This is a genomic window from Spirosoma harenae, assembly GCF_054776975.1.
On the sequence record NZ_BAAHBD010000005.1, the window covers coordinates 77681 to 102330 of the forward strand.

Genomic DNA, 24650 nt, shown 5'->3' on the forward strand with positions numbered 1-24650 from the left:
AACCATGCTTCATACAGTCCTTTTCCATATCTGCTTAACCGCGTTTGCAGCAGATAAGTAATTCACTAAAAACCCATTAGTTTATTTTTGTCATGCTGACGAAGGAAGCATCTTAAAGCGTCCAGGCTTGAGAGTTTGGATCATTTAAGATGCTTCCTTCGTCAGCATGACAAAAACGGCCGTTTAGAATATATGCTTGAGTATTTATAAACATTACGCTTCGATTAAATTGGGCTGAACTACCTTTTCAACGGTGAATGTCAGACTGATCTGGACACCATTGAACTGGTTGATTTGCAGTTCGCCCCCGAGTTGTTTGCTCAGCCCCCGAATCAGGCTCATGCCCAGCGTACGACTTCGGGTTGGATTCAAGTTATTCGGTAGACCAATGCCGTCGTCGCTAATGAGTAGCCAATAATCCTGATAATCGAGCCGTTTCAACTCAATCTGTATGTTTCCATTTCGTCCCGCAGGAAACGCGTATTTCAATGAGTTCGTGATCGCTTCATTAATGATCAGGCCAAGGGGAACCGCCAGGGTAACATCCAGGTCGACCGGTGAAATGCTAATCTGCTTGTTGATACTCGCTTTTATAGCAAATGTACCCATGAGGTAGTCAACGATTTCGTTGATGTACTCAGCCATTGGAATACTGGACAACCGGTTCGATTGATATAATTTCTGGTGGATCAATGCCATCGCATGCACCCGGTTCTGACTCTCGCGGATGGCAGCCAGGGCTGCTGGATCTTTAAGATAGGTGGATTGGGAGTGAAGCAGGCTTGTGATGATTTGCAGGTTGTTTTTTACCCGGTGGTGAATCTCCCGAAGCATCCATTCCCGCTCCCGAAGTAAATGCTCCTGATCATGGACCGCTTTTTGAAGGGATTCATTCTTCTGATTGATCTCCAGCTGTTTCGCTTCCAGGAGTTTGTTACTACGTTGTTTAAGGTGATAGCGATTATAGCTCAGGCCCAGCAATAAAATCAGCATGATCGTACCGACAATAATACCGTTCCGAATGGTACGTGCCTGTTGTAACTGGGTCTGTTGCACTAAGCTTTGCTCCGTTAAGAACTGAATATTCTGCTGACTTTGCTTTAAATGCTGATCTTTCTTTTCGCTTTCAAACTCGATTTCCAACTGCGCGATCTGCCGACTTTTTGTAGTATTTAGTAAGGAGTCCTGCAAGACTTTATAGCGTTGGTAATGCTGGATAGCAGAAACGTAATTGGTCTGGGTCGAATCAAGCCGGAACCATTGTAAGTGATTTTTAGCCAGCGCCATAATCGATCCATTCAGTTGGCATCGCGACTCATTAAGGGCCAGATAGCGACGGGCCTGCTGAAACTGCCCGCTTTTAATAAAAAAATTAATAACAGCCTGATAAATCCGGGCGCGTCCTAAACTGCCTATCCCTCTTTTCGCCAGTAAATCCAATGCCTGATCGCAGTAGGCCTGAGCTTGTGTAAACTGATTTAATTCGGTATAAAGGGAAACAAAGCGAAAGTAGACCAGGAGCTGACTTTCAGCGGTCGTGGGCGGATACTGTTGAGATTTTCGCTGCAAATACCGAAGGGCCTGCTGAGGTTTATCCTGTTGAAGTAATAAATCAGACAGGTTACCCACCAGATGTAAGATATACGCGTTGTTGGCATGTTTCAAGGCAATAGCCAGTGCCTTTTGAAAATAGAATTTTGCCTGATTAAATTGACCCAATCCATAATAGGTGAGACCGACCCGGTTGTAGATGGTACACATGGATAACGAACTATCCTTAACGGATTCAGCAGCCCGAACCGCCATCAAGCCAAAGGCAAGGCCTTCTTTATAATCACCTAGCTTGGTTGACACAAAACCGAGCAGATCATATACCATCGCTAAATCGGTGTGGCCAATGGCGCGGAATAAGGTTAAGGCGCTTTGTAATTCGGTTAGGGCCAGCGCATAATTTTCCTGTATCTGATGGAGATCAGACAGTTCCTTATACATATCCGCCTGTTTCACTTTATCATTGGCCTGTTTGAAATACGCAAGGGCTGTTTCGTAGTAGTGTATTTTTTTAGGCAGTTCATCCCCTTCAAGCGTATAAAAACGGGCTTGATTCATGTACACATAGCCAAGCTGTTTCCACTGATTATGGCGTAAAAAAAAATCGACCGCCTGTTGCGCATACGTTCGGGCCCTGGTAAAGTCCCCTTTTTCCAGCCAGATCAAAAACGAGGTATAGGCCGCTTCACCCATACAGGACTGATAACGTAGTGACTGGCTCAGCCTGGTAGCCTGTTGGCTCATCTGCAGCGCTGTATCCAGATCATGCGCTTCTTCACCGGGTCTAAGAACGTAGCACTGACTCAGTTGTAAGAGTACGTTTACCCGATTCGTATCCTGTTTTACCTTAGTCAATACCCGTTGTAAACTGTCAATCTGAGACGGCGCCCATTGCGCGTTAGCAGGTATAGCTAGCAGTGTCCATAGCGTCAGGAAAATGTACTGTTTCATTGGCAGCAATAAGCGACTAAATCCTATCTGAAGAAGTGGGCGGCTGAACGGAAAGGACTTTTCGAATGCCCAGTTTTTCCATTCGATATTCGAGCGTCGTGGGTTTTAGGTTCATTAATTCAGCGGCTCCTCCATTGCCCCGAATACGTCCATTGGTTTGTTTTAGAATCGCCAGGATGTATTCCCGTTCGGTTTCCTGCTGAATCTGTTTAACACCCTGTAAATCCTTTGGCGTTGAGCTTCCAGATTTCAAACTGGTATCAAGCGGAATCATGGGGTCCGGCATCGTCATGGAAAATAAGCTATTAATCAGGGGGCGGCCCAGTGTTAGGGGCGATTGCCCATCATTGATAATGACAGCCTGTTCAATCACATTTTCCAACTCCCGAATATTACCGGGCCAACTGTAATTGATTAGCTCATTGAGTACTGGTTCGCTAATTCCTCGATAGGGTTTCCCTAATTTACGGGCCGATCGTTGGGCGAAAAATTGGGCTAATAGCGGTATATCGCCAGGGCGTTCGCGTAAGGTTGGTAAGGTGATCGGAAACGTAGCTAATCGAAAATACAGGTCCATCCGAAAGCGCCCTTCGGCTACTTCTTTTTCCAGATGCCGATTAGTGGCCGCCACCACGCGCACATCCGTTTTTATAGGACTCTTCCCCCCTACCCGCTCGATCTCTTTTTCCTGGAGTACACGCAGGAGTTTGGCTTGTAATTCAAGGGGCATCTCCCCGACTTCATCCAGAAAAATAGTTCCTCCCTGCGCTAATTCAAACTTGCCAATCCGCTTCTCGAAGGCCCCTGTGAATGCACCTTTCTCATGACCAAACAGCTCGGATTCAATCAGTGTAGCCGGTAGTGCTGCACAGTTAATTTTTACCAGAATTTTATCTTTCCGGGATGATAGATTATGCAGCGCTCGGGCAATCAACTCTTTCCCGGTACCACTCTCGCCTAATAGGAGTACCGTGGTATTGGTATTCGCTACCTGGGTAACCTGATCAAAAACACGTAACAGCCGTTGACTGCGCCCAATAATTTCGTCAAAATTGGCCAGCGTTTTTACCTCCTCCTGCAAATAGGTATTCTCCCGTTTAAGTTGTTCACTCAGTCGGGCTACTTCCTCAAAGGCAAGAACCCGCTCCAGCATTAGGACAATTGGTTGTTCCAGCCGCTCCAGCAGGCTAAGGTGCCGGGAAAGGTAGGTATCAGGCTTACGACTTAGGAATGTGACATGAAATGCATCCGCTGGCCCTACCTTCAGGGGCATCACTAAGGCAGATTCAAGCCGAAACGTTTTCGCCAATATCTGAGTAAAGCGATTCTGCTGGCAGAAAACACCGAAGGTTTCCTCCGGGTAGCGTACAGGTCTGACAGGCACATAGTCATGTTGAAACTGAAGAAGTTGATCGACTGGCGTGTTCGTCATCTGCTGAATATCAGTCAGACTAATCGTCTGATATTCCTCAAAGCCAACCCGGTAGTAATTGAAACACTGCGTAGTGCCTTTTTTCTGGTATTGAATCGATACAAAATCGAACGGCATCTGCGGCTGGAGAACCATCGCTGCATTCAGTAGCTTTTGCTCCCAATTTCCTGGAGCCGACAGCGCATCGGTCAGGGCAATCTGTAGTGCCTTTTCTTCCCGGAGTTTCATTTCCACACTGTGGGCATGCCGATACCGGCTGATTTCCAACGTAGTAATAATATCTTTCTCCCGAAACGGTTTGACAATATAGCCAATTGGCTGGGTGGCTTTTACCGCTTCCAGCACGCTTTTATTGTCGTTGGCTGATATATAAATAAACGGAATGCTGAGTTCTTCCAGTTGTTTCGCCAGATCAATACCCGTTTCTTTCCCTTTCAGGTAAATATCCAGCAAGACAATATCGGGGGTTTGCTGATCCATAAGCGCTAAAGCTTCCGCAACGGAGTCGGCAACGCCGATGACTGGATAGCCGGCTTCATCCAGGATGAGCTCCAGATCATTGGCGATAATGTATTCATCTTCAACAATTAAAATTTTGCAGGCCGAGGTTAGCGAAAGAGGAGTATTAACAGGTGGTTGCATAGTCCGAAATGAGTTAGAGGATAGCCTGCACTGACCGCGTTTTTATACGTCTACAAGAAGTATTCCCGTTCTGGCCAGGGTTATCAGACATGGTATGAAAATTAGCTACATTATATAGTTAGGCGCTGAGAACAAGGATGAAAAGCGAAGTAATCGACATAAAATATACTGATATCTGCGCTTTACTTCGCCCTGATGCGGTTTCTGCACCCTTACACCGTCTACGAAAAATACTGAAATCTCCAGTTTTTCTGGAGAACTCCAGAATATAAAAGACGATTGAAGAAATCGGCAAATTCTGGAAGGACACACTTTTACTTGACATTGAGGGATTTAAATCGATTCATCAACTCAAATTCATGCTTTATCCGAATCTCGAAAGCTGGCACTCACCTTGATAGGACGTATCGCAGGTAGCATACCTTATTAAAGCAAGCATGCATCCACTTGAAACGGTTCTTCTGTTACTGATTTTTGTCATTGGGCTGGCCCTGATTGCCCGGCGGCTCAATCTGGTCTTCCCGATCGTACTGACCGTAGGTGGCTTAGTCATCGGCTTCATCCCGGGTTTACCAACCGTGGCTTTGGATTCGTCGGTTGTACTTCTGGTCTTTTTACCGCCCATTCTTTACAGTGCGGCCTGGTATACAAACTGGAGCGACTTTCGCCGGAATTTAGAACCTGTCGTTGTACTCGCCTTAGGTCTGGTGCTGGCTACCAGCATCGGTATCGCTTACGTAGCTCAATCGGCCATTCCGGGCTTTACGCTAGCCACGGGCTTGTTATTAGGAGCCATCGTTTCGCCATCCGATGCCGTTGCCGCTACGGCGATCATGAAGACTCTGGCAGTACCTCGAAAAATTGTCGCCATCCTGGAAGGCGAAAGCCTGGTTAATGATGCGACGGCATTAGTTCTCTTTCAACTGGCGCTGGCGACCATGAATACCGGGAGTTTTTCACTAACTGACTCGATAGTGGATTTTATCCGATTAGCCGGGGGTGGCATTGCGGTGGGGCTAGCTATCGGCTATTTATCATTCTGGCTCCATAAACACGGCAATCTGGAACCCGCTCTGGAAACCGTGCTAACATTTGTGACGGCCTACTCGGCTTATATAGCCGCCGAACACCTTCATTTAAGTGGAGTGCTCAGTGTAGTTACGGCGGGATTATTACTAGGCCATAAGCAATCAAGCGTACATAGTCCAACCACGCGAATGCAGGCGGTAGCTGTCTGGGATTTTGTGGTTGTCCTGTTGAATGGACTTATCTTTATTTTGATTGGGTTGCAACTACCGCATGTAGTAGCCTCGATAAAAGGGCAGTCAATTGGACAACTGGTCTGGTTTGGATTACTCATTAGTGTAACGGCTGTCGTTATTCGCTTCCTGGGTATCTTTTTGGCGGATACAGTTTCCAATCAGGCTCGAAAGACGATTCATCTTCCGCCGGTTTTTCCATCGTATAAACACACGACACTACTAGCTTACATCAGCATGCGGGGCATTGTTTCGCTGGCGGCTGCCTTATCGATTCCTGAACGGTTACCCAATGGACTTCCCTGCCCAGGTCGAAATCTAATCCTGTTTATTACCTTTTGCGTGATTTTGTTTACGCTGGTTGGGCAGGGCAGTCTACTTCCACTTGTCATTCGGGCCTTGCAATTTGGGCAGCAGCCTACCGATTATCTTTCCCGGCGGGAAATTCGCAAACGGCTTTCCCAAAAAGCCCTGACCGTCATTCATCGTGTGGTCAGTAAAGAAGGGCTTACCGGAACCGCAGTTCAGGAAATCATCGATCGGCACCAGGAACGCGTCGATGAACTGGAACGGGGTGATTCTGAAAAGACGCTTTCCCAGCATCAACTTGGCCAGAAACTGACCCTGTCATCCATTCAGGCGCAACGAGCCGAATTATTGACGTTACGCGACGGTCAACTAATTGACGTTGACCTGTTTCATGAATTGGAGAACGAGCTGGATCGGGAGGAGATACAATTGCAGACCAGTGGTATATAGGAACTGCGGTTAAAATCCATACTTTTTACCGCAAAACCAGCTGTTTATACTACGTTCTTCAGCCCTTCCTCCAGTAGGTTTGCACTGACGAAAACGAAGATTATCAACCGCTAATTTTTTATTTACTCTCAACTTTTAATCCCAAAAACATGAGCAAGATCACTGTAAAAGACGGAACAGAAATTTACTACAAAGATTGGGGCACAGGTCAACCCCTTGTTTTTCACCACGGCTGGCCTTTATCGAGCGACGACTGGGATGCCCAACTGATGTTTTTCGTCAACAAAGGGTTTCGCGTCATCGCCCATGATCGCCGGGGACATGGCCGGTCATCTCAGACCTCGGAAGGCCATAATATGGATACCTACGTAGCGGATGTAGCAGAGCTTATGGAGTTTCTCGACATTAAAGATTCGGTGCACATTGGCCACTCAACCGGCGGGGGCGAAGTGATTCGCTACGTAGCAAAACACGGCAAGGGCAGGGTCGCCAAAGCCGTGCTTATCAGCGCGGTTACCCCGCTCATGGTTCAAACCGAAACCAATCCAGACGGTATTCCTATGTCTGTATTTGATGAAATTCGGGAAGGTACGGCTACCCACCGCCCCCAATATTTCCAGGATTTTACCCTTCCGTTTTATGGGTACAACCGGGAAGGAGCGAACGTATCACAAGGCATCCGGGACAATTGGTGGCGCCAGGGCATGATGGGAAGCATTAAAGCTCATCATGATGGTATTAAAGCGTTTTCAGAAACAGACTTTACTGAAGACCTTAAAAGCGTGGATATACCTGTTCTGGTGCTGCATGGCGAGGATGACCAGATCGTTCCCTTCCCTATCTCAGGTGCCAAGGCAGTGAAATTGTTAAAACACGGAAAACTGATTTCATATCCTGGCTTTCCGCATGGGATGCCTACCACCGAAGCGGCCACCATTAACGCAGACCTATTGGCATTTATTAACTCGTAACAAACCAATAGCTTTATATGCTACAAAAGGCTGTCATTTTTCTAATGACAGCCTTTTGTAGCATATAAGAAACACAACTACAGATAGGCCTTGATACCGAGACCAATCTTTTTTATGAGCCGTCCTCCAGCTCGACTTTAACTAAACAGTGCTATGAAGGAATTAATCTGTTTGGCTATAGGATCAATCGGTCAATGGTTTGTTAGCGAAAAGAAAAACACATTGACGATTGTATGTGTGTTTCTCTACACGTTGAATGCGACTGGGCAGACTATAAACCGGCAACAGGTAAACCGGCTCCTGATACAAGTACAAAAAAGCAGAACCGATGAGGCCAAAATTCAACGTTTAGTCGAGCTGGGTAAGTTTCATATTTATAAGCCGGGGGAAACAAGAATTGATTTGGATAGTGGCCTAACCTATTTGTACCAGGCAAAAAAACTAAGTGATTCACTCCAGTTGGTACGATGGCAACACGAGACAGAAAGTCTGTTTGTCATTGCCGATATGGAAGGAAAAAATAATGAACTTGGTCAGTCACGATTCCGTCGATTACTGGATGAATGCCAGCGAACAGGCGATAAACGGTCAGAAGCTGTAGCCAGATTTAGATACGCCATTTGGTTAAGAAATATCGATAAGAATTACAGCCACGTGATTAGCCAATTTGGCCAGGCTGCAACTATTTACCGAGCCATAAGCGATCAGCAAAATGAACTTTTAGCGCTAAAAGAAATCGCCGTTACGTATTTGATTCAGGGCGATTATGCTATTGCAGAGGCCCGATTACTGGACGTATTGATGCGATATAAAACCATTAACTACCTAAAGTTCTATGATATCTACAATTTGCTGGCGGTAGTGGGCCGGTTGAAAGGTGAGTTAAATAAAGGGCTTCTTTACTCACTCTTGTGCATTGAAAGCATGAACAAGACGGGCGATACAACCTCAGCGGCTACATACTATAGTGATCTCGCCAAAATTTATGTGGAAATAGGAAACTATAACAAAGGACTGGAATGGTATAGGAAATCGCTTACTAAATGGAGACAGGAGCGACAACCTTTGTACGCACTCTACAATACAGCTGGTATTATTAGCCAGGATCATATTGCTCACCATAAACCCCGGGAAGCATTACGTTTACTTACGACCCTCGTCAACGAAATACCGACCAATACGATGATTCAAAAAGGTTGCGTTGCTCAAAATTTAGCTTACTGCTACGAAGCGCTCCATACTTATACGTTGGCAGAAAAATATTATCTGGAAGCCATCGGCTGGTATAATAGAGACAAGCTGGACTCTGAAAAGGCTCAAAAAGCGCACCAGGACATAGGAGCATTTTATTTCAAGCAGAAAAGATTGCCTAAAGCCCGTTACCATTTAGAGAAAGCCTTGCGCATTATGCCACAAGAAAATAGGTTGCTAACGGTTCGGGATATCCATTAGCTAAACGACTTTATAGCTAATACGATAACAGGTCTGGCTATCGAAACCCAGCTAAAGAAGAGTCAAGTACGACTGTTTATCAATTAGTCGAAAAGTTAAGGTCATTTATGTAAGTGAGGCTTTGTTGATCTCGATCGTTCAATTAAACTTCAGTTCTATCAAAAACGCTGAACTACTAAAATGAACGGGTTTATTGAACGCAAAAAAGGCCATTTTTACACACTTCCCTCCTACTCGACCACCGTTCAGAAAAACGTCCCATTCAGGAGCCTTTTAGCATAGATTTTTCAGCTTATCGCCTTAGGCTTGAAGCGCATGCTGGCCTAGGTGGCTATACGGGCGGGAAGCATGAGTTTATTCAACACATTCTGTCAATGGTTACTTCGTCTCAGCTGGGAGACTATTTTGATAATCAGTAATTTATAATTACTACAGTATTGGGCTAACTAATGAATTAGTAAGGCAGATTGGTAAAAAGGATTATTATTGAGCTATACAGCTTACATATGCGGACTAAAAATGCCGGAGGAAATTAAGATTGGGCAATTTCATGTTGCGGTTGGTTGACGTACTTTTTTAAGAAATCTGCTTTGTGATCTCGGTAAGACGAAACGGCCCCAAGTTTGTATAAGCTGTAGATATATATCCAGGCCAGATCGAGTTGAAAAGGAAGAAAGCCGGCTCGCGCACTACTCGGATATAAGTGATGATTATTGTGCCATTCACCCGCAAAAAGGCCCGGACGCGTCTGATTCACCGAAAGGTTGCGTCGATCAAAATCAATTCCATCCACGTGTTTTTCTTCCCCTTTTCCATGGCCCGTATAGTTGAAGGCACGTACCAGCACGAACCAGAATAAAGCTCCTGTGAAGGCAGCACAAGCCAGTCCTACGCCACCAACCAGATAAAAAGCGGTGAACCAAAAGGACCAGTTGAGTAGCCATAACCCAATCGTGTAGTATGGAGAAGCCACTGAACCCCATTTCAGATAATCCGGATAGCTGTTGATCCATACTCCCGTATGTTTCAAAAAATTGGCCGCCTTGGCATACTCCTCTTCAGTTAAATCCTTGGCAATACTCTGGTGATTTACGTCGGACAACATACAATACCAAAAACCACCTCTGGCATTATAAGGGTCGCCGGGTTGGTCAGATTTGGCATGATGAACATGATGCGATACCACATAAATCTCTTCGGGAAATGTTTTTAAAACCAGGTTTTGGGTGATGAACCGCCAGATTGGATGGCTAAACGTATAGGCTTTGTGGGTACAATACCGATGAAACCAGATCGTTGCATGTGTACTCATGATAATCATACCGTACACAATGCCAAAGGCAAATAGCGGGAAAGAAAAATAGACTAAAAAAGCAACCAGAACGAAAGGTATCAGACAAACCGCCATCAGCCAGCTTACAGCGGAAATCCAGTTCTTTCTGGAAGCAAAAATATTAATTCTGGAAAAGGCTTCACGATAGAGTTCTTTGGTTGTCGGAACAATTAATTCGCCATGTTGATCAATCCACCCGTAGGAAGGTTGTTGAAGAACTTTATCAATAAAAGCCATTGGAAATACGATAAATGAAAAATTGAGTCTAAGTATAGGTAAAACGTGGTGATCAACGCCGGGTTAAGAGCCGGTTCAGCTCACCGTCTTACGATCAGGTAGTACGATAATTTCGGCTGATATCTGGTTGGCATCAGCAATGGCTTTAGCAAAAATAGCGTGGCCTTTTGGTGTCAGTAAAATCAATTGCCCACCCCGCAATCGAGCTAGTTGATGGAGCAGTTTCAGCTTAATGGTTAGTTCTTCCGTGTCCTTTGTTTTAAGGACGATTTCAAAATAGGAGGTTTGGCCATCTTGCTGCCCGGTAACATCGGGGACAAATGACTTTTCACCCCCTCGTTGTCCATAGCTAGCTGGCATCGGATAGCCTTCGGCATTGGCTTTAATGTCTGTATATCCACCTAGTCTGACCCAATTAAGTACGGTCTGAAGATAAGCCTGTTTGTTTATCGATAGCATAGTATGTAGGGGTGTAGGAGTAACTTCTTAGTATAGCTTGTACTGCATCTGTATTTGGCCTCAGAAATTGCCATATCAACTAGCAGTAGGCATAAACTGGGGAATCAAATCCGTGCGTTTTGCCGCTTGCTCGCAGGTTAGGTAAAGCACCGTTTTAGGCATATTTCGCACTAAGTACGGTTTTTTACTGGCTTCAGTTGCCTGGTGAGCTATTCGTTGCCGATCTTTTGCCGTTATTTTTTGCATAGAGTTTATTAGAATGAGAGACGCGTTAACCGTATTTTTGACTTTAGACAAACGATGACCTGCTCCACCAGTCAACAATCGATAGGCATGTCACTACCGGGAATTTAGGTCGTGTACAATGCGCCCAGGCGTGTTGGCTCAGACTACTGGAGTCGGTAACAGCAAGCGGTTTTCGAAGCAGGCTCCCTGACTAGGCATAAGCGGCCGACAGGCAATCCTGGTTGAGCAGAAGAGTCGAATGACATGATGGACGGTTAGATGAATACAACCGCCAGTTTGTCAAGGTGGAGAGCGTATCCGGGTGAAACAAAAACCCTGTTGATCTTCTAAGGTAACGTGTATACAGGCCAACTATTGTGATCCTGCTGGCAATGAAGGAACTTACCCCAAATCGAACATTAACGAAGCTTTCGGATGTCGATGGCGCTTAAGCCCTTTGGCGTGTTTTCAACCTGGAAGCTGACAGCGTCATTCAGACGAATTGGATCAATCAGCCCACTTTTATGGAAAAATATCGTCTGCTGAGCGTGTGCCTCTTTGATAAAACCATACCCTTTTGATTCGGTATACGCACTGACGACCCCTTCGCGAGTAGTCCGATGCGGAACATTTTCCTGCCTGCTTACCCCAATCACAATATCTTCAATGGCTACCTCTTTCCTGCGTTGCAGGTCAGGGGGCGTATGGGTTAGGTTACCATACTCATCCACATAAGCCAGCATGGTATCCAGGCTTTGTCCTTTGGTGGGATTGGCTTTGCGCTCTTCTTTTTTCTTTTCTTTATCCTGTCTTTTTTTATCCCGGGCCTTTTCTTTCTCTTTTTTAGAAAATGTTTCCTGCGATCTACCCATTGGCAATATTGGTTTAGTGAACGATTAGCAAAAGCTTCCAGCCAACTACCGGGCTAAAAACGATGTGGCCCCAATCCGTCGAAACCTGGTTACCTGTTTCGACGGATTGGGGCCACATTTATAGATAGAACCTCTAGGGTAGTGAATAAGTTGCGTCCTGGGTTTAATTATTTACGAATGCCACAGAAAGCGAGTTTATTTACGTTTGTTCGCCCGTAAGGATACGCTGGCAATCAAGTAAATAAAGGTAATTAATAGGAATCGCCGGTTAGATTGTCGTTGTTTGTGGCAAATCATACAAAAAATGCAAGAAGGAACAGTTAAATTTTTTAATGAGACCAAAGGATTTGGTTTCATTAGCCCAAGTAACGGTGGTGATGATATCTTTGTCCATGTATCTGGTCTGATTGATCAGATTCGGGAGCAGGACCAGGTGACGTTTCGAGTTGAGCAAGGGAAGAAAGGCCTGAACGCAGTTGAAGTCAAACTCCTCTAATTGGTAGCGATAGCCAGTAACGTTTTGGAAGCATGCCCGATCAGGCATGCTTTTTTATGTGGCTTATTTCGTCACCATCCTTTTTGACGGCCATTATTCTTTGGGCAGTTTCCAAGGCAAACCCAATGCCCCATTTGAAAAGCAGTTCTATAAACGTGCTGGGTAGATATGCCGTCCGGTTTTTTATCGACGAAAACAACAACCAAAAGCTAAACAAAAGCCTGTTGGGCGTGCCCAAAGAAGGCTGGGGCTGCTCCATTGATGCGAAAGGGACGTCTGGACCACCCAAGTTTGACGCCATGCTGTTTTCACTGAATGCCGAAAAGACGATTGTAATTCACGCTTATTAGCTCAATTCCGGCCTCCTCCTTTATTAATTGTCTGGTGGTGTGTCACCACGACTCAATCTATAGCTAAACCCAACCTTCTTTCTATCTCCTTAAGAAAGCGTTTGTTAAGACTCAACAACTAACCGTAGCCAGCTTGTTGGGCTGTTGACTGGCTGAGGAAAGTCGTGACTCAGGGCTTATCTGACTACATCCGAGCCGCTATAGCATGAGTACATTTCTAGACAGACATGAGTATTTTATACTACATATTATTATAGTAAACGAATAACACATCCAGAGATAACGCGCTAACAATCAGGTTTTAAAATTTTAATGTATCCTTACAAGGAAGTTGGTACACTTTTTACACGAGTTAGGTTGAGCGGATTTGTTCTGCTTCCAGAAGTGCATAAACCTTGTAATCCAACTAATCATCTTGAAAGCGCTCTACTGCATTGCCTTATTGACGGTATCCAACACATTTATGACGCTGGCCTGGTATGGCCATTTGCAGCTTAAACAATACCCTTTTCTAGCCAAACTGTCCTTGTTTGGTATCATCCTGCTTAGTTGGGGACTGGCTTTTTTTGAATACCTGTTTCAAGTACCAGCCAACCGGATTGGCTCTACTGAAACAGGTGGCCCTTTCTCGCTATTCGAACTTAAAACGATTCAGGAGGCCGTCTCTCTCATCGTTTTCACGTTAATTACCCTCTTTTTCTTTAAAACCGACAAGCTGGCCTGGAATCATCTGGTGGGCTTTATGTTCATTGTTATCGCCGTCTTTTTCATCTTCAAAAAATGGTAACTCAGTCGGCGAACTCCGTGGAGAAAAGGCCAACAGCAGGTAGTTTACGAGCGCTCGATGGGGCCAACTTCTTTTTAGCCGATGTCCGGGATGGGCTAGGCCCCTACCTGGCCATTTACTTGCTAACAACCCTGCATTGGGATGCACAAACCATCGGTATTGCTATGTCGGTGATGGGCATTGCCACTGTAGTCGCTCAAACACCGGCGGGTGCGCTGGTTGATCGAACCCGCCGGAAGCGCGCTTACTCGATTGTGGCCTCGCTGCTGATTGCCCTGGCCGCCATTATTACCATAACCGTACCAACTTACCCGGTAATCCTTGGAGGACAGGCCATTATGGGTGTAGCAGCCGCCTGGTTTACCCCAGCAATTGCCGCTATGACACTGGGGCTGGTTGGGCCTAAATCGTTCGATAGACGTGTTGGTCGTAATGAAACATTCAATCATGCAGGAAATGTAGTTGCCGCTTTGCTGGCTGGCCTACTAGGCTATTATGTGAGTACAAAAGGAATCTTTCTCCTGTTGGCGGCCATGTCAGTTCTGAGTAGTATTTCCGTCTGGCTAATTCAGGAAGACGATATTGATCATCAGCTAGCTCGCGGAGATGGTCAGCCAAAGACCGATCAGCAAGCGGTTAACCAATCGGCGTTGCAGGCTATTCTGAGAAATCGGCCTATCCTGTTTTTCGCCCTGGCCTGTGTGTTATTTCATTTTGCGAATGCAGCCATGTTACCCCTCCTGGGACAACAATTAGCTATAGGCACTGCCGCTGGTACTTCTTCGGTTTATATGTCGGCCTGTATTATTGTGGCTCAGTTGGTTATGATTCCGGTGAGCTATTTAACGGGTCGGCTGGCTCCCGGGGGCCGTAAGCGACTATTGCTCATAGGTTTTGCCGTTCTACCCATTCGAGGCATCTTATACACCTTGACATCCGACCCCCTTCTGCTGGTATCTATTCAAGTGCTGGATGGAATAGGTGCTGGCGTGTTTGGTGTGCTGTCTATTTTAATTGTTTCCGACCTGACTGCTGGGAGTGGCCTGTTTAATACGACCCAGGGAGCCATTGCTACGGCCGTTGGGTTGGGAGCATCGCTCAGTAATGCCTTTGCCGGAGCCGTTCTGCAACGTACCAGCTATACGACTACTTATTTCGTATTGGCTGCCATTGCACTGATCGCTGTGCTCGTCGCCTGGATAGGTGTTCCTGAAACAACCCTTCTGGCTTCATCGACTCATAAGCAGACGTAGAGCTGGCGTACTTTCATTAGCCATCTTACTCACTCAACTCATTATGAAATCCGGTCTACAATTTGTAAGCTATCAGAGCTTATTCGGGCTTTTGACGCTCAGTCTGAGTGTAGCGTCTTGTTCATCGAATCAGTCATTACTCGCCCTTCGCCAAGCCGCCCGCCAAACGTGTCAGATGGACTCGAGTTCAACCTCCGGCTATGTTTTTCATCCAGCGGCACTCCAGGCCGGATCAGCCGAAGAGTCTTTGTTAGTGAAACGGTTCAGCGCCCGCAGCTTACGGATCGCTCAGGCCATGGGGCTTACACCTAAGCTGGTGCAACTGCTACCGTTGGAAGCAGATACGGCAGGTCATTGGAAAGATGCTCGGTATCTGGCCTTGCGGCAACAAATAACCGATCAAATTCAATTGGCCAATTTTGATGTGGCGAGTACAGCGGCCGTATTAGATTGCGAAGCCCGACGCGCATCCCAGGCCGCTGACTTACTGACCAAACGCGACAATTCGCGGGTGAAACAAATTACGATCGCAGCCATTACGGTGGGGGCATTCACGGCCTTGCTAGGTGGGGTGCTGCAAATCCAGGACATCAATCCGTCGAGTGAATACGTAGATATTGGGGGAGGTTTATTAGAAGCCGGACTCGGTTCGAGTGTCTTCTGGCTTAAGCCTTATCAACTTTCCTATCAACATCCAGCTAATCCATTACAGGCGATTTGGGTAAACCAATCAAATATCGCTCATTTCCCACCTATTGTGTGGTATTATCTGACCCATGCCCTTTCGGGAGGCACTTCTATTGCCCAGCAATTACGGGCCAATTGGCAACCCCTTGTTGCCGAAGAAAAGAAGCGACACCTAGGGAGAAAGACCATTAACTTGTCCCAGGAAAGCCTTTATTTTCAGTCGGGTGGGCCATATTCAGCCGAAAAGCTACTGATCCGCACGACTATGCTAAACCAACTGGAAACTCAAATTCGATTAATGAATACGGATCTGACCATTTTGTTAAATGAATTAGTGGTAGCCAAACCCAGTCGATAAGTGAGATAGATAAGAGTGATAGTTCCACGCTTGTTCAGAAGTACAGGCGGAGTTGAAGATTAATTTAGGTTTTCCAGTTGGACTTTAACCAAGCGACATTTCTGATCAACTAGTAGCCGATGGTGGTTGAGCTGGGACAAGCTTAAGGGGCAATGGGTGCTGTCGGTATCGTGAAGAAAAGCTAATAGCATAGTGATTATGCCATCTCGCAACTGGCAAAGCTTTTTCTGATTCTTGGGATTGGGCATATCCTGCTGCTTGACAAGCAGCAACTGACTTTCGATATGTTGATGAATTCGGTAGAGTTGCGCCATGGCTGTTTGCCAATTCTTGATGGCAATAATAAAAGGCGGATTTAAAGGAGCATCAGTAGGCTCAACCGATGGCAGGTAGTTTTTATTCATAGAATGGGTTAGAAGTCGTGAAAACTGAATCTAACTACTTGACGTTGATACTAATAGTTTTAAACCTGGTCGTTATTTACTAAGTGGACGGTTAAGTAACCGTACTCCCTATACGTTTGCCTACTTAGCGTTCATCGCCAGGGGATAAGCTGTTTACGGGTTTAGGTATTTGTTTGCCCCGAAATACCTATAATGTAGCGATGGGAAATAGCACTAATGTTTATGGAGACCGGCTCCCTCGTCTCAGGCGGGAGCTAGCAGTGCGGTTTGGTTACCATCCGTCGGCTTGTTAACTGGCTAAATCCTTTCCTACTCACAACCCAGGCCAGGAAATTACCTGTCTTGATCAGCCATTAAAACGGTTCGTCGGCTTCGTCGAAATAGAGTTTGGGGGTGCTGACCGTTTGATACCAGTATGTGCGTAGCTGGGATACGTAGGATTTCCAGTCTTTAAAGCCAAACGGCTTACTGGTAAAGGCATTGGCGCCCCGCAAAAAGGCTTCCTTACACTCCTTCTCGGCCGTGTGGGAGGAGAGCATAACCACGGGTAAAGCGCAGCCTTTGGGGTGTTGTCGCACTAGGGTTAAAAAGTCGAACCCGTTGAACCCACTTTGTAAGTCCATATCCAACAGCACCAACTTAGGCCCTAATCCATTCAAGCCATCTAAGTAAGCGACTGCGTCGGAGTAACTGCTAACATAGCTGAAATCAGCTTCGGGAAAGGTATATATTGCTGCCCGATTTAGCACTTCGGCAACATCGGGTTCATCATCGACAAGTAGAATACGAAATCGTTCTGGCATGGACTATTAATGGCAATTCTTATTATAACAGATTGGCATTCCAATCTACTGAAACGTAGAACTCCAGAGTTGGCTAACTTGTTCAACCCCACTCGGCTAGTTAAGTTGCTTAACAAGCAATGTGCCATTTTATACTTTCGTAGGTAGGGTGCGAAAATAATTATCCAAAATAGACTTTACACAAAGGTCAGCTTTTCAACAAAATCTGTTTCGTACTCGTATCAATAACCGGATTGCTACCAGCTCACCCTGCCCGAATTCGTTACCAGAAATTAATGATAGACGCTTAAGGCACCAGTTTAGCCTATCTAAAGGCAGCTGGTTGATTTTTTATAGTATTTGGATCATTTTTTATAGCCCACCCGGCCCTGTATAGGCCACTTTTGTGAACGCTTCGGCAAGACTGACCAGGGCGGTCAGTTGTTTTCACAAAAATTATATACCCATGCAACGCACTGTCTTTTTTCGCACAATTAGCTACAGTTTGTAGTGAATGTACCCGTGGGGTCTGTTTCCCTATCGGCAATGTAAACCAGTTCGTAACCATACCCATCTGGGCAACAATCGAACCGACACACCGATCAAAACCCGCCCCGGCCTTGAACACTGAGAAGCGGTTCACTTGGCTACCCGTTTATCGATCACTCTCAATTGACAGACAAGCTTATCCAACCCTCATCATCTTGCCCACGCTTTATGCAAAGCCTGTTGGGAACAGATACCTTGGATGTACACTGGCAACCAATTTTCTTAATTAGTCAGTCCTCATTAACTCTCCATCAAAATGAATTCCTTTATTCGTCGTCCCTTGGCCTTTGGCCTTCTTTATTTAGCTATCGTTTCCTGCTCAACGACTGATTCTGTTCCCCCATCTGAACCGGGCCAAGCGCGCGTTGCTGCGAACCAATTGTCCATCGCCTGTGACCTGAACCAAGGCTATCGTTTTAACAAAGACCAGCACACTACTTTTGGCTACCTAATCGCTTTGAACTTTAAAGATCATAATCCTATTGCGCCCGACATCAAAGCTATAGCAACTGGCATCTTCAACCAACAGGTGGTCGGTGTGCTTAGTAGTGCCAATTGGTCAATGCTACCCAATGACAATATTGTTCTCAAAGGCCGGATTACAGCAGCCAACGCCCAAACCATCAAGATGATTACGATGTTGAGTATGACTCGCATCTCCGTTGCCTTGTCATTCGTTATCTATCAGTATGATCCCGTATCCAAAGCCTATTTTACGCAATTCAAGTCTTACAAAGGTACATTTCCCCCCAGCGTCACGAAATTAGCAACCAGCAGTGACCAGATTTACGCTTTTACCAGCAAGAATACCGAGTTGGGTATTAAGATCGGTGATAAGGCGGAGAAAGATCTTGTTGGGAATTACACGTTTGAGCTAACGCTGACACCGCCAATCGCTACCAGTTCCCAGCAAATTCTGCTTCAAACTTCGCCAAACGCCAAGCATATCCTACCCTGGGGCCTTCCACAATTCTAATCAGGGAGAGCAGTGGGAACAGGTGGAGGCTACTCAGACCATCGAGTAGTCGATGTCGGGTCAGGCGAGTAGGGTATGCCTGTTGCAGGCCATAACGCCTGATCAGCGCCAGAACACGAAAGTAGTGAAGCCCTGAAGTAAGTTTTCTTATCATCGATTCAAACAAAACCTGGTCTCGCTGGAGGGCCGGGTTTTGTTTTCTATGAAAATACGTAAGGTTTTATTACCCTAACCCTGCTAAACTTCCATTTCTTGAATCACCCGAAGGCAAATACATGAATAATCCTTCGTCTCAAGTAGGAGCTTTTTATGGAAATTGAAAACACTGGCAGTTCGTATTGAACCGAAGACGAGTTAGCTCGCTAGACGGGAGCGGCTGTATTTGCCAAAGTGCTGGAACCAAGTGCTCAGCGTAGCCTCAACCGGCATCAGGGTTTGTAAAACTGGAAATGGTAGTTATTGAGGTACGTCAGCGTTTGGATAAACTGCCTACGCTCTACCTCGTCCAGATCGGCCAGTACGCTGGTGGGAATCTGCTCAAACTGCGCATAGACTCGGTTGATCATGGCTTGTCCCCGGTCAGTTAGCGACAGACGTTTGGCCCGCCCGTCGCGAGCATCGGGCGTTTCCTGAACCAGCCCATTTTTGACTAGTCGGCGCAGGATGTCCATGCCCGTAGTAAGCTCCGTTGCGTTGGCGATGCACACTTCCTTCTTGGTCGGCTGATCCATCCGGGAAATTAGCGACAAAAATAGAAACTCGTCGGAGCTGGCGAAACCATGCTCGGCCATAATCGACTTGCCGTAGGATTTGGCGTACCGACCAAGTCGCCCGATAAAAAAACCAGCTAGAAAATCGTCGTTGTCGAACGCTTCCGACAGCCGCTGCCCCGATTTCATGATGGGTTCGGAGTTGGGTAGTTCCGGGGTTTGCCGCAGCGGATCGAGATGATTAAGCAGCCAGCTGGCAAACTCACGGAGACTCCCCTGTGGTTGCTCGTCGCAGAAACGCTCCCAGGCTGTCAGAACGGGAATAGCCGATACGTGGGGCATATTTATTTTATTTTCGTACTAAATAAACAACAATGATACGAAATAGTTATTTTATCGTTCGTCGGTAATGACGGGCATAAAGCTACAATGCTTTATGAGTCAAAAGCTTAATTGTGAATCATGCCTTCATCAGTAGCCAAAAAAGTACTAATAGCTGGAGCCAGCATTGCTGGTCCAACAATGGCCTTCTGGCTGGCCAAATACGGATTCGCCATTACCGTTGTTGAACGGGCACCGGCCCTGCGCCTGGGTGGGCAGAATATCGACGTCAATGGTCCAGCCCGGAAGGTCGTCCGAAAAATGGGCATCGAGGCCGCTATCCTGGCTCAGAATACCACCGAAGTCGGTTTACAGATTATCGGGCAGGATGGCGAGGTAGCGGGTGAGTTTCCCAAAGATGCATCGCTCACTGGAACCCGCGAACTGGAAATTCTGCGGGGCGACTTGGTTAAGATTCTTTATGATTGCTCGAAGGAGTACGTCGATTATCGATTCGGCGATTCGATAACGGCCCTGGAGCAGCATCCCGACGATGTGTCAGTAACGTTCGCCAGCGGCAAAACCGAAACCTTTCATCTGGTCATTGCGGCCGATGGGGTTCGGTCGAAAACCCGGCAGCTTATGTTTGGCGACGAACCCCAGTTCAAATCACTAGGTCTGTATATATCCTACATGACCATCCCCCGGCAGAAAAACGACAACGACTGGTGGCGCTGGTACACCGCCGTCGACCGCCGGGTGCTCATGCTCCGCCCCGACAACAAGGGCACTATTCGGGCGTCGGTGGCTTTCCTGGAAGACAAGAGTGAAACCCACGAGAAACAACCGATCGACGAGCAGAAAAACATACTGAAGGCAAAACTGGCCGGTGCGGGCTGGGAAGCCGACCGCATCCGTCAGGCCATTGACGGAACGGATGACCTGTACCTCGACAAAGCCGGACAGATCAAAGCTCCGCGCTGGTCAGACGGGCGGGTCGCGATGATTGGCGACGCAGCCTATTGCCCTACACCCATCAGTGGAAAAGGAACGACTCTGGCCATTGTGGGAGCTTATGTGCTAGCCGGTGAACTGTCGCGACACGAACGGCACGAGGATGCCTTTGCGGCTTACGAAAAGCTGATGCGCCCTTACGTAGACGAGGTGCAGAAACTACCGCCGGGTACCCCCAAGCTGGTGTATCCCGAAACGAAATTCGGCGTGTCGGTGCTCAATACGGTGGCTGGGATTGTGGCCAGCAAACCGGTTCAGAAGGTAGTCGGTCTATTCAGCTCCGACGATGCCGAGGAAGAAAAAGAAGGTATCGACCTGCCTGATTATCACTAATTGATAGGGTAGTCAGTTTGCTTACAAAGGTGGTAATCCCCAAATTCTGTCCACTATTCTGGAGAAGGCATGGCGGGCACTTTGCCAGGCTGGTATCGGCCAGAAATCTATTGCTAGTGTTTTTTGCTGAAGATAAAACGCAGAGACAATTCCGGTTTAGCACATCCAATGCAAGCTCTTTTGCCGAGCGAATCGCCCTGGTCAGTCGTTATAGGTGCCGTTTTTATTAAATCTCTGGCTGATTCACTAATTTTATCCCTGCCCGGTGGCATCAAAAAATCACCTGGTACCGATAGCATTCGGCAACTATGATCGTTACGTTTTTGAGACAATCTAGCCAATTTATTCTGGCCGGATACCTGCTGGCCTTGTTGACCAGTGGGCACCTATTGGCCCAGCAGGTGATGCCTAGGCTAATCCGTCAGATTGGGGAAACGCCGGGAATTAGCCTGAAAACCAACGAAATTGAAGAAGATAAGCAGGGGCGACTGTGGATGGCTACCCATAACGGGCTGGTGCAGTTTGACGGAAAGCAATTTCGGGTATTTCATGATCCAGCGCTCAAGCAAGGAGATTACTATTATCATTGTGTATTCTCTCCCGATGGTCGCATCTGGTTAAAACAGGATGAAGGCTATGCGCTACCTTACTTTGACCCTCAGCGGCAACAGATTCGGCGCGTGGCCGACACCACACGACTGATCCGTGATTATTTAGCCAAGTATGGTTGCCACTACCTGTTCGCCGATACCCAGGCTAATCTCTGGATTGGTTTACGTGGACAAGGCATGATCCGCTTTAACCCGCGCACAGGAGTCGTTGATCATGTTTTCAATCAGAAAGCGAATGTGCGCTGGATTACCCAGGATAAGCAGGGAAGAATCTGGTTTACCAGTGATCAGGGATTATATGTCTACCACCCCATTACCGCAAGCCTGACAGCCTATCGGCCAGACCCACAGCATCCGACTACATCGCTGGGCAGTCTACTTACGTACGGCTTGTGCGTCCGCTCCGATGGCACTATTCTGGTCGGCCTGGATAACGAAGTTGATCTACTGAACCCGGCGACCGGCCAGATCCGGCGATTCCGCCTGATTCCTTCCACCCGCTTTCCCCGCCAGGCCGTGTTTGACATTGTTGATGATCCGGAGGGGAATACCTACTTCCTGACCCCGACAGCCTTATATCGCTATACAAAGCGTGACGTTATTGAGCGCATCGAACTGCAGCATCCCATGCAGCTACCGTCTGACTGCTTGCCCAATGCGGCCAATCGGCTGTGGGTGACAGCGGGCCGGGTATTATACGAATATGATCTTAAACAGATGCGGCCATTGCCCCCCTTAAATCTACTGGACGTAGTGGTTAACGGAACCCGGCTAGAAACTAATTCTGATAAACGTCGTTTAGAGCGTGATAGCCTAGGACCATCCAGTCCGGAACAAATAACACTGACCATCCAGGAGAACGACTTACTCAGTATCCGTTTTTCCCCTTACGCGAGCTGGCATTCGTCAACGTTTCGCTTTCGCCTGGAAGGCTTCGATCAGCAGTGGAATGTGGACGAGGGCCTCGATGTTACAGCCAATTATCAATTGCCTGCTGGTAACTATACGTTTGTCGTTAATCGAGCGCTAAAAGCGGGCCAATGGGAGACCAGGCAACAGACATTCCGGCTGGTTGTACAACCGCCTTTCTGGAAAACCGGCTGGTTTTTACTGCTGATGGGCATTGTCCTAACCAGTGGTCTGCTGTTCCTCTATCGATCAATCATTAATCGGTACAGATTACGCCAGCAGCTTGTTCAGCGGCAGATGGAGGCCGATAACTTACGGCAACTGGATGAAATGAAAAGTCGGTTTTTCACCAACATTACCCACGAATTCCGTACTCCTCTAACGCTGATTCTGGGGCCTATCGAACAACTGTTACACGAAGGGCAATCCCCGGCAATTCAGGGGCGACTTTCTGGGATCGAAACCCATGCCCGACAGCTACTGGGGCTGATTAATCAGTTGATGGATCTGGCTAAATTAGAAGCCGGGATGATGCCTGTTCATACTTCGCATGGCAACCTGACTGAATTCATTCGTACCGTTATCAGCGGGTTTCAGGCGCAGGCTGAAAGCCAAACCATTACCTTAGCCGTTACCGGCCACCTTGAGGGAGACTACTGGTTTGATGCCGACAAACTCAAACAGATCCTGGTTAACTTGCTCTCCAATGCGCTGAAGTTCACACCCAAAGGCGGGCGCATTACAGTTTCCATTCAGGACGCTTCTCCGCTCACGCTCACTGTCACAGACACGGGCATCGGTATAGCGGCCGAACAACTGCCTTTAATTTTTAATCGCTTTTATCAGGTGGGTGATACGGCAACCCGGCCGCGTTCGGCTGATGATTCAGCAACTGGAACCACCCCACAGGAAGGTACCGGTATCGGTCTGGCCCTGGTGAAAGAACTCACCGAACGACAAGGGGGGCAGATTAAAGCCGAAAGTACGGTGGGCCAGGGCACGAGTTTTACCCTTTACTTACCCTGTCGTCCAGTAGTAACCGCTGAGTCGGCGCTGGCTCCACTCCCTTCTGCGGACGAGCTGGAGGAGATTAGCAAGGAGATCGACGATGATCACGCCTATAGGCCAATCGTACTGATCGTAGAGGATAATCGAGAACTTGCCGAATTTATTACCCAAAGTCTTCCCCGGGATTACCAGATTCATTGGGCACGAAATGGCGCGGAGGGATTGGAGAGAGCTATGCAACTCATGCCGGATCTGGTCATTAGCGATGTGCTTATGCCCGTTGAGGTCGTGTCTATCCAATCTGGATCAATCCAGGCCGAACCCGAACTAGATGGCTTTATGCTCTGCAATCGGCTCAAGAATGATAGCCGAACGAGCCATATTCCTGTTCTGTTATTAACGGCCAAAGCGTCGGTTGAGAGTCGGTTGGAGGGGTTAGCGCAGGGAGCCGATGATTACCTGACTAAACCCTTTCAGGTGACCGAGTTGCAACTGCGAGTGCGTAACCAACTGGCCAGTCGACAGCGCTTACGGGATTGGGTCCGCTCGACGCTCGATAGTTTAGATCCCGCCCCATTAGCTTCTCAAGCGCCTGATCCTTTTCTGGCCCAGCTTTACCAACTTATGGACACACACCTGCCGGATGCCGACTTCAATGTAGAAACGATGATGAATCAATTAAGCCTGAGCCGTTCAAATTTATTTCGTAAAGTGAAAACGCTAACGGGTTTATCGGCCAATGATTTGCTGCGCCAGTACCGTCTTAAACAGTCAACCTACTACCTCCGCGAAGGACTGACTGTCAGTGAGACAGCCTATCGGGTTGGCTTCGAGAACCCCGCTTATTTCACCAAATGTTTCCGAAAGAGTTATGGGCTAACACCCCGCGAATTTGCGAACCAGTCGTAGTTTTCCTATCCTTTTCCGCAACCGGATCAGGACCACAGCCAGTGACCAGG

The 24650-nt window shown here is 47.2% G+C and carries 21 protein-coding genes; 12 read left to right on the forward strand and 9 right to left on the reverse strand.

Translation table 11 applies throughout. The features are described from left to right. Nucleotides 1-213: 213 nt before the first annotated feature. Both ACYVE4_RS03520 and ACYVE4_RS03525 read right to left on the reverse strand, forming a co-directional pair. On the reverse strand, nucleotides 214-2502 hold the full coding sequence (locus tag ACYVE4_RS03520; protein WP_460995526.1) for a histidine kinase dimerization/phosphoacceptor domain -containing protein: 2289 nt from the start codon (nucleotides 2500-2502) through the stop codon (nucleotides 214-216). Nucleotides 2503-2518: 16 nt separating this feature from the next. Continuing rightward, nucleotides 2519-4576 (reverse strand): sigma 54-interacting transcriptional regulator, encoded by a 2058-nt coding sequence (locus ACYVE4_RS03525; protein WP_460995527.1) that lies wholly within the window; start codon nucleotides 4574-4576, stop codon nucleotides 2519-2521. Between the two features lie 437 nt (nucleotides 4577-5013). On the opposite strand from ACYVE4_RS03525, the gene ACYVE4_RS03530 reads away from it, so the two are divergent. From ACYVE4_RS03530 to ACYVE4_RS03540, 3 genes are all read left to right on the forward strand, one after another. Continuing rightward, nucleotides 5014-6594: a Na+/H+ antiporter gene (locus tag ACYVE4_RS03530; protein ID WP_460995528.1), complete on the forward strand. Its 1581-nt coding sequence runs from the start codon at nucleotides 5014-5016 to the stop codon at nucleotides 6592-6594. Between the two features lie 149 nt (nucleotides 6595-6743). Continuing rightward, complete coding sequence (locus ACYVE4_RS03535) at nucleotides 6744-7565, forward strand: alpha/beta fold hydrolase (protein ID WP_460995529.1); 822 nt, start codon at nucleotides 6744-6746, stop codon at nucleotides 7563-7565. Between the two features lie 153 nt (nucleotides 7566-7718). Further along, a complete protein-coding gene (locus tag ACYVE4_RS03540; RefSeq protein ID WP_460995530.1) occupies nucleotides 7719-9017 on the forward strand; it encodes a tetratricopeptide repeat protein in 1299 nt (432 codons plus the stop codon). A gap of 532 nt (nucleotides 9018-9549) precedes the next feature. Here ACYVE4_RS03540 and ACYVE4_RS03545 read toward each other — a convergent pair. The 4 genes from ACYVE4_RS03545 to ACYVE4_RS03560 form a co-directional block, all read right to left on the reverse strand. Then, nucleotides 9550-10587: a fatty acid desaturase gene (locus tag ACYVE4_RS03545; RefSeq protein ID WP_460995531.1), complete on the reverse strand. Its 1038-nt coding sequence runs from the start codon at nucleotides 10585-10587 to the stop codon at nucleotides 9550-9552. Between the two features lie 75 nt (nucleotides 10588-10662). Next, nucleotides 10663-11046, reverse strand: coding sequence for a hypothetical protein (locus ACYVE4_RS03550; protein WP_460995532.1), 384 nt, complete (start codon nucleotides 11044-11046; stop codon nucleotides 10663-10665). A 75-nt stretch (nucleotides 11047-11121) separates the two neighbouring features. Beyond that, nucleotides 11122-11292, reverse strand: a complete 171-nt coding sequence (locus ACYVE4_RS03555) for a hypothetical protein (RefSeq protein ID WP_460995533.1) — start codon at nucleotides 11290-11292, stop codon at nucleotides 11122-11124. Nucleotides 11293-11690: 398 nt separating this feature from the next. Beyond that, nucleotides 11691-12143 carry a cold-shock protein gene (locus ACYVE4_RS03560; RefSeq protein ID WP_460995534.1) on the reverse strand — a complete coding sequence of 151 codons (453 nt, stop codon included), beginning with the start codon at nucleotides 12141-12143 and terminating at the stop codon, nucleotides 11691-11693. 304 nt (nucleotides 12144-12447) lie between these two features. Here ACYVE4_RS03560 and ACYVE4_RS03565 point away from each other — a divergent pair, with 304 nt between their 5' ends. The 5 genes from ACYVE4_RS03565 (at nucleotide 12448) to ACYVE4_RS03585 (ending at nucleotide 16074) form a co-directional block, all read left to right on the forward strand. After that, a complete protein-coding gene (locus tag ACYVE4_RS03565; protein WP_460995535.1) occupies nucleotides 12448-12639 on the forward strand; it encodes a cold-shock protein in 192 nt (63 codons plus the stop codon). A gap of 125 nt (nucleotides 12640-12764) precedes the next feature. Next, the gene (locus ACYVE4_RS03570; protein WP_460995536.1) at nucleotides 12765-12989 is read left to right on the forward strand and encodes a DUF2141 domain-containing protein; all 225 of its coding nucleotides are present in this window, start codon (nucleotides 12765-12767) and stop codon (nucleotides 12987-12989) included. Nucleotides 12990-13404: 415 nt separating this feature from the next. Then, nucleotides 13405-13776, forward strand: coding sequence for a DMT family protein (locus ACYVE4_RS03575; protein ID WP_460995537.1), 372 nt, complete (start codon nucleotides 13405-13407; stop codon nucleotides 13774-13776). Then, nucleotides 13770-15029, forward strand: coding sequence for an MFS transporter (locus ACYVE4_RS03580; RefSeq protein WP_460995538.1), 1260 nt, complete (start codon nucleotides 13770-13772; stop codon nucleotides 15027-15029). The genes ACYVE4_RS03575 and ACYVE4_RS03580 overlap by 7 nt, the downstream gene beginning before the upstream one ends. 43 nt (nucleotides 15030-15072) lie before the next feature. Next, entirely contained in the window at nucleotides 15073-16074 is a 1002-nt protein-coding gene (locus ACYVE4_RS03585; protein ID WP_460995539.1) for a hypothetical protein, read from the forward strand. A 59-nt stretch (nucleotides 16075-16133) separates the two neighbouring features. Here the strand turns inward: ACYVE4_RS03585 and ACYVE4_RS03590 are convergent, their stop codons facing one another. Both ACYVE4_RS03590 and ACYVE4_RS03595 read right to left on the reverse strand, forming a co-directional pair. After that, on the reverse strand, nucleotides 16134-16478 hold the full coding sequence (locus ACYVE4_RS03590; RefSeq protein ID WP_460995540.1) for a hypothetical protein: 345 nt from the start codon (nucleotides 16476-16478) through the stop codon (nucleotides 16134-16136). A gap of 353 nt (nucleotides 16479-16831) precedes the next feature. Continuing rightward, nucleotides 16832-17281, reverse strand: coding sequence for a response regulator (locus ACYVE4_RS03595; protein WP_460995541.1), 450 nt, complete (start codon nucleotides 17279-17281; stop codon nucleotides 16832-16834). Nucleotides 17282-18065: 784 nt separating this feature from the next. Between ACYVE4_RS03595 and ACYVE4_RS03600 the strand changes: the two genes are divergently transcribed. After that, complete coding sequence (locus tag ACYVE4_RS03600; RefSeq protein ID WP_460995542.1) at nucleotides 18066-18785, forward strand: hypothetical protein; 720 nt, start codon at nucleotides 18066-18068, stop codon at nucleotides 18783-18785. Nucleotides 18786-19213: 428 nt separating this feature from the next. Here ACYVE4_RS03600 and ACYVE4_RS03605 read toward each other — a convergent pair whose 3' ends face one another. Continuing rightward, nucleotides 19214-19837 carry a MarR family winged helix-turn-helix transcriptional regulator gene (locus ACYVE4_RS03605; RefSeq protein ID WP_460995543.1) on the reverse strand — a complete coding sequence of 208 codons (624 nt, stop codon included), beginning with the start codon at nucleotides 19835-19837 and terminating at the stop codon, nucleotides 19214-19216. Nucleotides 19838-19957: 120 nt separating this feature from the next. On the opposite strand from ACYVE4_RS03605, the gene ACYVE4_RS03610 reads away from it, so the two are divergent. The 3 genes from ACYVE4_RS03610 (at nucleotide 19958) to ACYVE4_RS03620 (ending at nucleotide 24600) form a co-directional block, all read left to right on the forward strand. Continuing rightward, nucleotides 19958-21163: an FAD-dependent monooxygenase gene (locus ACYVE4_RS03610; protein WP_460995544.1), complete on the forward strand. Its 1206-nt coding sequence runs from the start codon at nucleotides 19958-19960 to the stop codon at nucleotides 21161-21163. Between the two features lie 168 nt (nucleotides 21164-21331). Continuing rightward, nucleotides 21332-21475: a hypothetical protein gene (locus tag ACYVE4_RS03615; RefSeq protein ID WP_460995545.1), complete on the forward strand. Its 144-nt coding sequence runs from the start codon at nucleotides 21332-21334 to the stop codon at nucleotides 21473-21475. 11 nt (nucleotides 21476-21486) lie between these two features. Then, nucleotides 21487-24600 (forward strand): ATP-binding protein, encoded by a 3114-nt coding sequence (locus ACYVE4_RS03620; RefSeq protein ID WP_460995546.1) that lies wholly within the window; start codon nucleotides 21487-21489, stop codon nucleotides 24598-24600. Nucleotides 24601-24650: the final 50 nt, after the last annotated feature.

Bases quoted from the DNA above. Each gene is read 5' to 3' on its own strand.
- ACYVE4_RS03520 (WP_460995526.1), bottom strand. From the start codon at position 2,502: ATGAAACAGTACATTTTCCTGACGCTATGGACACTGCTAGCTATACCT.
- ACYVE4_RS03525 (WP_460995527.1), bottom strand. From the start codon at position 4,576: ATGCAACCACCTGTTAATACTCCTCTTTCGCTAACCTCGGCCTGCAAA.
- ACYVE4_RS03530 (WP_460995528.1), top strand. From the start codon at position 5,014: ATGCATCCACTTGAAACGGTTCTTCTGTTACTGATTTTTGTCATTGGG.
- ACYVE4_RS03535 (WP_460995529.1), top strand. From the start codon at position 6,744: ATGAGCAAGATCACTGTAAAAGACGGAACAGAAATTTACTACAAAGAT.
- ACYVE4_RS03540 (WP_460995530.1), top strand. From the start codon at position 7,719: ATGAAGGAATTAATCTGTTTGGCTATAGGATCAATCGGTCAATGGTTT.
- ACYVE4_RS03545 (WP_460995531.1), bottom strand. From the start codon at position 10,587: ATGGCTTTTATTGATAAAGTTCTTCAACAACCTTCCTACGGGTGGATT.
- ACYVE4_RS03550 (WP_460995532.1), bottom strand. From the start codon at position 11,046: ATGCTATCGATAAACAAACAGGCTTATCTTCAGACCGTACTTAATTGG.
- ACYVE4_RS03555 (WP_460995533.1), bottom strand. From the start codon at position 11,292: ATGCAAAAAATAACGGCAAAAGATCGGCAACGAATAGCTCACCAGGCA.
- ACYVE4_RS03560 (WP_460995534.1), bottom strand. From the start codon at position 12,143: ATGGGTAGATCGCAGGAAACATTTTCTAAAAAAGAGAAAGAAAAGGCC.
- ACYVE4_RS03565 (WP_460995535.1), top strand. From the start codon at position 12,448: ATGCAAGAAGGAACAGTTAAATTTTTTAATGAGACCAAAGGATTTGGT.
- ACYVE4_RS03570 (WP_460995536.1), top strand. From the start codon at position 12,765: ATGCCCCATTTGAAAAGCAGTTCTATAAACGTGCTGGGTAGATATGCC.
- ACYVE4_RS03580 (WP_460995538.1), top strand. From the start codon at position 13,770: ATGGTAACTCAGTCGGCGAACTCCGTGGAGAAAAGGCCAACAGCAGGT.
- ACYVE4_RS03585 (WP_460995539.1), top strand. From the start codon at position 15,073: ATGAAATCCGGTCTACAATTTGTAAGCTATCAGAGCTTATTCGGGCTT.
- ACYVE4_RS03590 (WP_460995540.1), bottom strand. From the start codon at position 16,478: ATGAATAAAAACTACCTGCCATCGGTTGAGCCTACTGATGCTCCTTTA.
- ACYVE4_RS03595 (WP_460995541.1), bottom strand. From the start codon at position 17,281: ATGCCAGAACGATTTCGTATTCTACTTGTCGATGATGAACCCGATGTT.
- ACYVE4_RS03600 (WP_460995542.1), top strand. From the start codon at position 18,066: ATGAATTCCTTTATTCGTCGTCCCTTGGCCTTTGGCCTTCTTTATTTA.
- ACYVE4_RS03605 (WP_460995543.1), bottom strand. From the start codon at position 19,837: ATGCCCCACGTATCGGCTATTCCCGTTCTGACAGCCTGGGAGCGTTTC.
- ACYVE4_RS03610 (WP_460995544.1), top strand. From the start codon at position 19,958: ATGCCTTCATCAGTAGCCAAAAAAGTACTAATAGCTGGAGCCAGCATT.
- ACYVE4_RS03615 (WP_460995545.1), top strand. From the start codon at position 21,332: ATGCAAGCTCTTTTGCCGAGCGAATCGCCCTGGTCAGTCGTTATAGGT.